At 72.1% G+C, this 10,753-nt stretch carries 7 protein-coding genes; 2 read left to right on the top strand and 5 right to left on the bottom strand.

Annotated features, from left to right (window positions below; genetic code table 11):
- Positions 1 to 238: 238 nt before the first annotated feature.
- The 5 genes from ACFWJW_RS37325 to mce all read right to left on the bottom strand — a co-directional run bounded on the left by ACFWJW_RS37325 (position 239) and on the right by mce (position 8,138).
- Positions 239 to 1,012: an ABC transporter permease subunit gene (locus ACFWJW_RS37325; protein ID WP_387249781.1), complete on the bottom strand. Its 774-nt coding sequence runs from the start codon at positions 1,010 to 1,012 to the stop codon at positions 239 to 241.
- 3 nt (positions 1,013 to 1,015) lie between these two features.
- Positions 1,016 to 2,041 carry an ABC transporter ATP-binding protein gene (locus tag ACFWJW_RS37320; protein WP_387249779.1) on the bottom strand — a complete coding sequence of 342 codons (1,026 nt, stop codon included), beginning with the start codon at positions 2,039 to 2,041 and terminating at the stop codon, positions 1,016 to 1,018.
- Between the two features lie 145 nt (positions 2,042 to 2,186).
- Positions 2,187 to 3,125, bottom strand: a complete 939-nt coding sequence (locus tag ACFWJW_RS37315; RefSeq protein WP_042148816.1) for a cellulose-binding protein — start codon at positions 3,123 to 3,125, stop codon at positions 2,187 to 2,189.
- Between the two features lie 113 nt (positions 3,126 to 3,238).
- Positions 3,239 to 7,489: a polarized growth protein Scy gene (gene scy, locus ACFWJW_RS37310; RefSeq protein WP_387249776.1), complete on the bottom strand. Its 4,251-nt coding sequence runs from the start codon at positions 7,487 to 7,489 to the stop codon at positions 3,239 to 3,241.
- A 208-nt stretch (positions 7,490 to 7,697) separates the two neighbouring features.
- On the bottom strand, positions 7,698 to 8,138 hold the full coding sequence (gene mce, locus ACFWJW_RS37305; RefSeq protein WP_190142113.1) for a methylmalonyl-CoA epimerase: 441 nt from the start codon (positions 8,136 to 8,138) through the stop codon (positions 7,698 to 7,700).
- Positions 8,139 to 8,311: 173 nt separating this feature from the next.
- On the opposite strand from mce, the gene ACFWJW_RS37300 reads away from it, so the two are divergent.
- Positions 8,312 to 9,487, top strand: a complete 1,176-nt coding sequence (locus tag ACFWJW_RS37300) for an acetyl-CoA C-acetyltransferase (protein WP_351267026.1) — start codon at positions 8,312 to 8,314, stop codon at positions 9,485 to 9,487.
- A 74-nt stretch (positions 9,488 to 9,561) separates the two neighbouring features.
- Positions 9,562 to 10,521 (top strand): methylmalonyl Co-A mutase-associated GTPase MeaB, encoded by a 960-nt coding sequence (gene meaB, locus ACFWJW_RS37295; protein ID WP_387249772.1) that lies wholly within the window; start codon positions 9,562 to 9,564, stop codon positions 10,519 to 10,521.
- Positions 10,522 to 10,753: the final 232 nt, after the last annotated feature.

Below are 10,753 nucleotides of genomic sequence, written 5' to 3'. Positions count from 1 at the left end.
GGGGTGTGGGACGTAAAGCGAAGCAGTCCCACACCCCTGCCCCGGAGGCCCGTCACCGCACCCCGACAGCCCCGCGCAGCGGACCACAGCCCGCCGCAGGCGCAACGGCGAGGGCACGCGCAGCGGACCCGGCCCGCCGCAGGCGCAACGGCGAGGGCACCGCGCAAGCGGGCAACAACCGCCGACCAACACCCACGGCGGGAAAGCCAAAAACGCGGGAGCTCAGCCCAGCGCAGCGTCACGCATCGCGCCGCCTGAACAACACGAACCCGCAAGCCAGCGCCACCACAGTCCAAGCGATCATGATGCCGAGCCCGCCCCACGGACCGTACGGCACCTGGTCGTTGGCCCGCGGCACCACCTGCATGATCTTCGAGCCGGCCTGGTCCGGCAGATAGCGGCCGACCTTCCGGGTCGACGAGACATTTCCGAGGATGTTCGAGATCAGGAAGAAGAACGGCATCAGGATGCCCAGCGACAGCATCGGGCTGCGCAGCATCGTGGCCACCGCCATCGAGAACAGCGCGATCAGCGTCATATAGAGGCCGCCGCCGATCACCGCGCGCAGCACGCCCGGATCGCCGAGGTGCGCCCGGAGGTCACCGAGCACCGCCTGCCCCGCGAAGAACGTCACGAAGCTGGTGGCGAGGCCGACCACGAAGACCAGCGCGGTGGCCACCAGCAGCTTGCAGAACAGAAAGGTGCCGCGCTGCGGTACGGCGGCCAGCGAGGCGCGGATCATGCCGGTGCTGTACTCGTTCGAGACCACCAGCACCCCGAAGACGATCATCGCCAGCTGGCCCAGCCCCATCCCGGCGAAGCTGATGTTGGTGGCGTCGAACGCCAGCCGGTCCCGGGCCGGCATCGAGCTGAAGTCGTTGTTGGCCAGGGTGCAGATCAGCACGCCCAGGCCGATGGTGACGACCACGGCGATGCCCAGCGTCCACACCGTGGACCGCACCGACCTGATCTTGGTCCACTCCGACCGAATGACCTGCCCGAGCGCCGCCATCCGTCAGCTCCTCTTCTTCTGCCAGTCCGCGCCCCAGCCGGTCGGCTGCGGCTCACCGGGCCGGGCCCCGGCCGGCTGCGGTTCTCCCGGCGGCCGGGCCCCGGCCTGCGCCGGTACCGGGTCGCCGTCGTGCGCGTGATACTCCACCGACTCCGAGGTCAGCCGCATGAACGCCTCCTCCAGGGACGCCTGCTGCGGACTGAGCTCGTGCAGCACCAGCTGGTGCCGGGCGGCCAGTTCGCCCAGCCGGTCGGCGGGGACTCCGTCGATCTCCAGCGACCCGTTGCCGACGGCCACCGCGTCGATGCCCTCGTCGTGCAGCAGATCCAGCAGCTTCTCCCGCTGCGGGGACCGCATCCGGACGTACGACCGGGAGTTCTGGTGAATGAAGTCCTTCATCGAGGTGTCCGCCATCAGCCGGCCCTGCCCGATCACGATCAGATGCTCGGCGGTCAGCGCCATTTCGCTCATCAGATGCGAGGAGACGAAGACGGTGCGGCCCTGGGCGGCGAGGTTCTTCATCAGATTGCGGATCCAGTGGATGCCTTCGGGGTCGAGTCCGTTGACCGGCTCGTCGAAGAGCAGCACCTGGGGGTCGCCGAGCAGCGCCGCGGCGATACCGAGCCGCTGGCTCATCCCGAGCGAGAAGCCCTTCGAGCGCTTCTTGGCGACCGAGCTCAGCCCGACGGTGTCCAGGACCTCGGCGACCCGGCCCCGGGGGATGCCGTTGCTCTGCGCCAGGCACAGCAGATGGTTGGCGGCGCTGCGGCCGCCGTGCACCGCCTTCGCCTCCAGCAGCGCCCCGATATAGGTGAGCGGATCCTTCAGCTGGCGGTAGTGCTTGCCGTCGATCCGGACCGTCCCCGCTGTCGGGTGGTCCAGGTCGAGCATCATCCGCATGGTCGTCGACTTGCCGGCGCCGTTCGGGCCGAGGAAGCCGGTGACCATCCCGGGCCGCACCGTGAACGTGAGGTGGTCCACGGCGACCTTGTCGCCGTAATGCTTGGTCAGCCCCTCGAGCTCGATCATGTACGGCACGCTAGGCGTCCCCGGGGGCCGCTGCCACCGGGGCGGGGCCGCCCGGTGGACCCCCCGTACGCACCGCGCCCCCGCACCACCACAGAGGCGGTACGGGGGCGTGCGACAGCCGGCCGGAAGCGAACCTGCCGACAGGTCAGCGGCTCTGCTGGGCGGGGACGCCGCGGGTGACGGTCTCGTCCTCGCCGGGGGCGCCGGCCGCGGCCACGGCGGCACCGGTCAGCGTCGCCAGCATCTCGCGGACGTTGGTCAGCTGCGCGTTGATGGAGTCGCGGCGGTTCGTCAGCGCCGCCAGCTCGCGCTCGGATTCGCTGCGGATCCGGTCCGCCTTGGCGTTGGCGTCCGCCACGATGTCCTCGGCCTGGCGCTGCGCGGTCTCCACCGTCTGGCGGGCCCGGCGCTCGGCGTCCGTACGCAGCTTCTCGGCCTCCAGGCGGAGCTGCTCGGCGCGGTGCTCGATCTCCGCGAGCCGCTTCTCGGCCTTGGCCTGACGCGAGGCCAGGTCGCGCTCGGACTGCTCACGGCGCTTGGCGAGGTTGGTCTCGAAGTCCGCGGCGGCCTGCGCGGCCTTGGCGCGGGTCTCCTCGAAGAGGGAGTCCGCCTCCTCCCGCTTGGACTGCGCGTCCTTCTGCGCCTCGGCGCGCAGGGTGGCCGCCTCACCCTTGGCCTTCTCGACGATCCGGGCGCCCTCGTCCTCGGCCTTCGCCTTGCGCTCGGAGGCGAACGACTCGGCGTCGTTACGGACCTGCTGGGCGGCCGACTCGGCCAGCTCACGGTGCTGCTCGGCGGCCCGGCGGGCCTCCTCGCGCAGATCCTTCGCCTCCTCTTCGGCGAGCCGGAGGATCTTCTCCACGCGCGCGCCGAGGCCCGCGTAGGACGGTTCGGCGTCATTGACCTGCGCCTGGGCGTTCTGCGTTTCGAGGTGCAGCTCCTCGATCCGCTTTTCCAGCGACGTGATGCGGGCCAGCGCGCTGTCGCGGTCGGCGACGAGCTTCGTAATGCGGTCATCCACCTGACCGCGGTCGTACCCACGCCGCACGAGCTCGAAGCCGAAGGGGGAGGAAGTGTCGCTCATGGGGTTCCTGTCGAAGAGACCGGTGAGGTGATAAGGAGAATCCTAGGGGTCACAACGGCGTGTCATCGAGTCATTGCCGGTTTGATCTGGAGAATGTCCCCTCATTTGAGTGGCTACCCTTCAGACTGCTTGCCACTCGAACGAGTTGCACCCGCTCCCGCGGCTGCCTTCACACCGCCGCCCTTGCCTTCCCCGCCCCCGCCGGGTGCCTCGAACGATTCCAGCGCTTCCAGAACGTCCTGGACGCGGGAGATTTCGGCGTTGATGTCCTCCCGGCGGCGCACCAGCACCTCCAGCTCCCGCTTGCCCTCGTCCACGATCCGGGTGGCCTCCGCCTCGGCCTCGCTGCGCATCCGCTCCGCGTCGCGCACCGCCTCGGCCTTCTTGTTCTCGGCCTCCTTGATCAGGCCCTCGGCCTTCTTCACCGCCGAGATCCGGACCTTGCTGGCCTCGCTGTTCGCGTCCGCCACCATCCGGTCGGCCTTCTCCTCGGCCTCGACCTGCTGGGCGGTGGCCTGCGCGATGAGCTTGTCGACCCGCTCGCCGGCGTTCTTCATCGTCTCCGCCGACTCCCGGCGGGCCCGCTCGTGCAGCTCCTCGACCTCGGACTCGATCCGCTGGCGCAGCTCCTCGGCGCGGTCCCGGATGCCGGTGGCGTCCCGGCGGGCCTCCTCCAGCAGCGTGTTCGCGTCCGTACGGGCCTTCTCCACCCGCGCATTGCCGTCGGCCGTCGCCTCCGCGACCAGCCGCTCGGCCTCCTTGCGGGCCGCCCCGACCATGGTGTCGGCCTGCTCCTCGGCGGCGGTGGCCGAGCTGAGCGCCTCCTCCTGGGCCTTGGTGACGAGCTGGTCCGCCTGCTCGGCCGCGTCCGCGCGGCGCTTGGCGGCGTCCTTGCGCGCCTCGTCGAGCAGGCGGTCCGCCTCCTCCTGGGCCTTTGTCCGGGTCTGCTCGGCGGCCGCCTCGGCGTCCTCCTTGAGCTTCGCGGACTCGTTACGGGTGCGGTTGGCGTGCTCCTGCGCGGCGGTGACCGTCTCGGCCGCCTCCGCCCGCAGCCGGTCCGCCTCCGCGGTGGCCGTCGCGAGCATCCGGTCCGCCTGCTCCCGGGCGTCGGCCCGGGTACGGTCCGCGTCCCGCTCGGCGTCCGCGGTCGTCTCCGCCGCCTCCGTACGCAGCCGCTCGGCCTCGGTCGCGGCCTCCGACATCAGCTCGTCGGCCTGCTCCGCGGCGTCCGAACGCGTCTTGTTGGCCGCCTTGCGCGCCTCGTCGCCGGTGTGGTCCGCGTCCCGGCGGGCCTCCTCCAGCACCTGAGCCGCCTCGGCCCGCAGCCGCTCCGCCTTCTCGGTCGCCTCCGCCACCAGACGGTGCGCCTGCTGCTCGCCCTCGGCCCGCAGCTGATCGGCGGCCTGCTGGGCCTCCTGGACCGTACGGTCCGCGTCGTCCTGCGCCGAAGACGTCAGCTCGGTGGCCTCGGTGACAATCCGTTCGGCCTCCGTGCGCGCCTCGGTGATCAGCCGGTCCGCCTGCTCCGCGGCGTCCGAGCGCATCCGGTTCGCGTCGCCCCGCGCCTCCGCACGGGCCCGCGCCGCGTCCTGCTCGCCGGCCGCCAGCGCGTCCGAGGCATCGGTACGCAGCTGCTGCGCCTTCGCCGTGGCGTCCGCCACCAGCTTCTCGGCCTGGGCGGTCGCCTCCGACACCAGCCGGTCGGCCTGCTCGGCGGCCTCGGTCCGCGCCGTGTTGGCGTCCCGGCGGGCCTCGTCCAGCACCCCGGCCGCCTCGGCGCGCAGCCCGTCGGCCTCCTCGATCGCCTCGGAAACCGCCCGCTCCGCGAGGGACTTCGCGGCCTCCGTCGCCTCCTGCGCCTCCGCACGGGCCCGCGCCGCGTCCTCCGAGGCGCGCTCCCGCTCCTCGTAGGCGTCCTTGCGGATCCGGTCCGCCTCGTCCTGCGCCTCGGCCCTGGTGCGCTCCGCGGCGTGCTCGGCCGCCGAACGCAGCCCGGCGATCTCCTCACCGGCCTGCTCGTGCAGCCCCGCGACCGAGTCCCGCACCTGCTGCGCGGTCTGCTCGGCCGCCGCCACCAGCTCGCCCGCGCGCCGGTCCGCCTCCTCGACCAGCCGCTGGGCCTCCTCCTGTGCCTCACCCACCCGCGTACGGGCCGACGCCAGCAGCTCCTCGCTCTGCTCGCGCGCCGCGGTGCGCTCCTGGTGGGCCTCCTCGCGGGCCTCGCCCAGCAGCTGCTCGGCCTCCCGGCGCCGCCGCGCGGCCTCCTCCTGGGCCGCGGCCAGCGCCTGCGCCGCCTCCGCGCCCGTACGCTCGGCGGCCGTCGCCGCCTCGGCACGGACCCGGTCCGCGGTCTCCTGGGCCTCCGTCTTGAGCCGCTCCGCCTCGGCCGACGCCTCGGTGCGCAGCCGTGCCGCCACCGACTCGGCCTCGGAGCGGGCCGACGAGGCATCCGCAGCGGCCTCGTCGCGCAGCCGCTCGGCCTCCTCCTCGGCCTGCTGCGTCAGCATCCGGCGCCGCTCGGCCGACTCCGCCTTGAGGCGGGCCGCCTCCTCCTGCGTCTCCCGGCGCAGCCGCTCCGCCTCCGCGCGGGCGTCGCGCAGCGACCGCTCGGCGGCGGTGACCTTCTCCTCCGCCTCGCGGTGCAGCCGGTCCAGTTCGTCCTGGGCCTCGGCGCGCCGCTCCTCGGCGGCCTGCTCGGCCTCCTCGCGCAGCCGGGCGGCGGACTTCTCCGCCTCGGTGGTCACCATCTCCGCGGCCTGGGCGCCCTCGGTGAGCAGCTCCTCGGCCTCCGCACGGGCCCGCTCCAGCGCCTCCTCGGCCTGCCGGCGCAGCGCCGAGGCGCGCTCGATGGCCTCCGTCCGCACCCGCTCGCTCTCCGCGACGGCTCCCGAACGGGTCTCCTCGGCGTCGGACTTGGCCTTCGCCAGCAGCTCCTCGGCGGTCCCGGCCGCCTCCTCGATCTGCTGGACCGCCTCCCGGCGGGCCTCGCCGCGGATCCGCTCGCCCTCGGCGACCGCGTCCGCGCGCAGCTGCTCGGCCTCGCCGCGCAGCCGCCGTGCCTCCTCCTGGAGTTCGACGGTCTTGGCGCGGTACTCCTTGGTGTCGTCCTTGGCCGCGCCCTTGAGCTGCGCCACGGTGTCGTGGGCCTCTTCGCGCAGCCGGTCCGCCTCGGACTCGGCCTCCTTGCGCAGCCGTTCGGCCTCCTCCGCGGCGGCCTTGGTGGTGGCCTTGGCGTCCTCCGACGCCTTGGTCAGCACCTCCTCGGCGCTGCGCGCGGCCTTCGCCAGCTGGGCCGCGGAGTCCTCCGCCACCTGGGACCGGGCGTTCTCCTGCGCCTCGGCGACCAGCCGCTCGGCCTCCGCGCGGGCGTCCGACCGCAGTTGCTCGGCCTCGGCCTTGAGCGCCTCGGCCTCCTTGGTGGCCTCCCCGACCAGCCGGGCGATCTCCGCCTTGGCCGTACGGGTGCGCTGCTCGTTGTCCGACTCGGCCGCCGTCAGCCGCTTGGTGGCGCTCTGCTGCGCCTCGTCGACCAGCTTCTCCGCCTCGGCGCGGGCCTCGCGCAGCGCCTTGTCCGCCTCCTGGACCCGGGCCTCGGCGGTACGGGTCAGCTCCGCGGCCTGCCGGCGGGCCTCCTCCGACTCGGTGCCGACGCTGGTCCGCAGCTGCTCGGCCTGGTCGGTGGCCTCCTGGGCCTGGCTGGAGGCGGCGTTCAGCAGCCGCTCGGCGTCCGTACGCGCCCGGCGCAGGATGCTTTCCGCTTCGGCGCGGGCCTCCGCGGCCTCGGTGCCGAGCCGCTCCCGGGCGCGTTCGGCCAGCCGCTGGGCCTCGGCCCGCGCGGCGGCCAGCGCCTGCTCGGCCTCCCTGCGGGACTCCTCCATGAGCCGGCGGGCCTGCGACTCCGTACGGGCCCGCAGTTGTTCGGCCCAGGCGACGTTCTCGTTGACGTGCGATTCGACGGTCTGCCGGCGCTCGTTGAGCTCCTCGTCGAGCCGCTGCCGGCGGGTGACCGCCTCGGCGTGCAGCTCGGCCTCCAGCCGGGACTGCCGTTCGGCCTGCTCCTGGAGCAGCCGCTGGGTCTGTGCCCGTGCCTCGCGCAGCTCACGCTCGGCATCGGTACGCAGCTGGTCCGCCTGGATCTGCGCGTTGCGCAGCAGCTGTTCGGCCTGATGACTGACGTTGTCGTAGGCAGGGCGGGTCGCGAGGTTGCGGCGCGCCTCATGGAGCTTGGCGCGCAGCACCTCGACCTGATAGCCGAGGTCGTCGGCGTGCTGAACGGCCTTGTCCCGCTCCGTCTTCAGCCGCTCCATCTCGGCCTCGAACTGCGAGAGGTGGTCGTCAGCCTCGTAGCGGTCGTTGCCCCGCACTGCGCGGTCCCATCCGTCCCCTGGTCATGGTGGCGGCCTTCTCCGGTCCTGCGGTGCTCGTCCCGTACACGTCACGTCGTACCGGACTCGCGCCCATCGGAGCTGACCCTTCCGAAGAAATGGTGTCAGATCATCGGCAGGGTATGGACCGAGCCCCACTCCCTTACCCCGGCCGAAGCTGCACTCTACCGGCCGGGGAAGGTGAAGGTCAGTGGTCCGTCGAGGTGGTGGGCGCCGCGGTGACGAGTTCGGTAAGCACTCCATGACAATCCTTGGGGTGCAGGAAGGTGATCCGGGAGCCCATCGAGCCGGTCCTCGGCTCGTCGTAGAGCACCCGGACGCCCTTGCCCCGGATGGCCTCGGAGTCACCGTCGACGTCCGCGGTGCCGAAGGCGATGTGGTGCACCCCCTCGCCGTTCTTGGCAAGCCACTTGCCCACCGCGGAGTCCTCGCGGGTGGGCTCCAGGAGCTGCAAATACGAGGCTCCGCCGTCCGAGGTTTCATTGATCTTGAGCATGGCTTCCCGGACCCCCTGCTCCTCGTTGACCTCGGTGTGGAACACCTCGAAGCCATACGTGGCACGGTAGAACTCGACAGTCTTGTCGAGGTCGAAACAGGCGATCCCGATGTGGTCGATTCGCGTCAGCATGGCTCCAGTGCACCGCCCGCACGGCTGGTTACGCAACGTGCGCGCGATCACACCCGCTTGCCGGTGACCCGGCGCGTACCGCTCAGTACATTGACGGGAACCCTCGTTAACTTCCCTGCAAAGGAAGGCCGCACCGCATGTCTGCAACGAACGGCACGAACGGCAGCACCTCAGTGATCGTGGCGGGAGCGCGCACCCCCATGGGCCGGCTCCTGGGGTCGCTGCGGACCTTCTCCGGCGCCGACCTGGGCGCCGTCGCCATCAAGGCGGCACTCGACCGGGCGGGCATCGGCGGCGACCAGGTGCAGTACGTGATCATGGGCCAGGTGCTCCAGGCCGGGGCAGGGCAGATCCCGGCACGCCAGGCCGCCGTCAAGGCCGGAATCCCCATGAACGTCCCCGCGCTGACCGTCAACAAGGTCTGTCTCTCCGGCCTCGACGCCATCGCGCTGGCGGACCAGCTCATCCGCGCCGGCGAGTTCGATGTGATCGTCGCCGGCGGCCAGGAGTCCATGACCAACGCCCCGCACCTGCTCCCGAAGTCCCGCGAGGGCTACAAGTACGGCGCGGTCGAGATGCTCGACGCGATGGCGCACGACGGCCTCACGGACGCCTACGAAGGCATCGCCATGGGCGAGTCGACCGAGAAGCACAACACCCGTCTGGGCATCGCCCGGCCGGAGCAGGACGAGATCGCCGCGCGCTCCCACCAGCGGGCCGCCGCCGCCCAGAAGAACGGGCTCTTCGAGGCCGAGATCACCCCTGTGGAGATCCCGCAGCGCAAGGGCGAGCCGGTCCTCTTCAGCCAGGACGAGGGCATCCGCGGCGAGACCACCACGGAGTCGCTCGGCAAGCTCCGCCCGGCCTTCGCCAAGGACGGCACGATCACCGCCGGCACCTCCTCGCAGATCTCCGACGGCGCCGCCGCGGTCGTCGTCATGAGCAAGGCCAAGGCCCAGGAGCTCGGCCTGGAATGGATCGCGGAGATCGGCGCGCACGGCAATGTCGCGGGCCCGGACAACTCGCTCCAGTCCCAGCCCTCCAACGCCATCAACCACGCCCTGAAGAAGGACGGCCTGGCCGTCGACGATCTTGACCTGATCGAGATCAACGAGGCGTTCGCGGCCGTCGCCGTGCAGTCCATGAAGGACCTCGGAGTGTCCCCGGAAAAGGTGAATGTCAATGGCGGCGCCATTGCGCTGGGTCACCCGATCGGGATGTCCGGCGCCCGGATCGTGCTGCATCTCGCGCTGGAGCTGCGCCGGCGGGGCGGTGGCGTGGGCGCCGCCGCGCTGTGCGGTGGCGGCGGCCAGGGCGACGCGCTGATCATCCGCGTACCGGGTAAGTAAGCGAGAGCCCGTACGCCGGGTGCGTACGGGCTCGCCGATTCGCGTCACGAGCGAGCCGAAGGAGCCGAGCGGCGATGGTGGACGTCCCCCAGCTGGTGGAACAGGCACGGCAGGGCCGGCCGAGGGCCGTGGCACGGCTGATCTCCCTCGTGGAGGGGGCGTCACCGGAGCTGCGCGAGGTGATGGCGGCGCTGGCACCGCTCACCGGCAACGCGTATGTGGTCGGGCTGACCGGCTCGCCCGGCGTGGGCAAGTCCACCACCACCTCCGCGCTGGTGACGGCCTATCGCAAGACGGGCAAACGGGTCGGTGTGCTCGCCGTCGACCCGTCCTCGCCGTTCTCCGGCGGCGCGCTGCTCGGTGACCGGGTCCGGATGAGCGAGCACGCCTCCGATCCCGGCGTCTACATCCGCTCCATGGCCACCCGCGGCCATCTCGGCGGCCTGGCCTGGGCCGCGCCCCAGGCCATCCGAGTCCTGGACGCGGCGGGCTGCGACGTGGTCCTCGTCGAGACGGTCGGCGTCGGCCAGTCCGAGGTGGAGATCGCCTCCCAGGCCGATACGAGCGTGGTGCTGCTCGCACCCGGCATGGGCGACGGCATCCAGGCGGCCAAGGCCGGAATCCTGGAGATCGGCGACGTCTACGTCGTCAACAAGGCGGACCGGGACGGGGCCGATGCGACCGCCCGCGAGCTCAACCACATGCTGGGGCTCGGCGAATCCCGTACGCCGGGTGACTGGCGGCCGCCGATCGTGAAGACCGTCGCGGCGCGGGCCGAGGGCGTCGACGAGGTCGTCGAGGCGCTGGAGAAGCACCGGGCCTGGATGGAGGAGCGCGGTGTCCTCGCCCAGCGGCGCCGGTCGCGTGCGGCGCACGAGGTCGAGACGATCGCGGTCACGGCGCTGCGTGAGCGGATCGGCGATCTGCGGGGGGATCGGCGGCTCGATGCGTTGGCTGAGCGCATCGTTGCGGGGGAGTTGGATCCGTATCGGGCGGCCGATGAGTTGGTTGATGGGGTGACTAACGGGGGCTGAGCGTTTCCGCCGTTCGGCGGGTTTGCGTTTTTGTCTGCGGGTTTGTTGTGGCTGGGCGCGCCGTTCCCCGCGCCCCTGTTTGGGTGGCCGTGCCGTTGTTCGGTGCGGGGCCGTGGTGGCTGGCGCGCCTGTTTGGCCGCCGTGCGTTGTTTGGTGCGGCGCCGTTGTGGCTGGCGCCGTTGCGGGGTCTGTGGTTGCCGCGGGGGTCGGAGGGGACGCACCGGGGCCCGTC

Origin of the sequence: Streptomyces sp. NPDC127097 (genome assembly GCF_042724075.1) — a bacterium.
Classification (GTDB): domain Bacteria; phylum Actinomycetota; class Actinomycetes; order Streptomycetales; family Streptomycetaceae; genus Streptomyces.
This window is presented reverse-complemented; position numbering and strand designations above follow the sequence as displayed.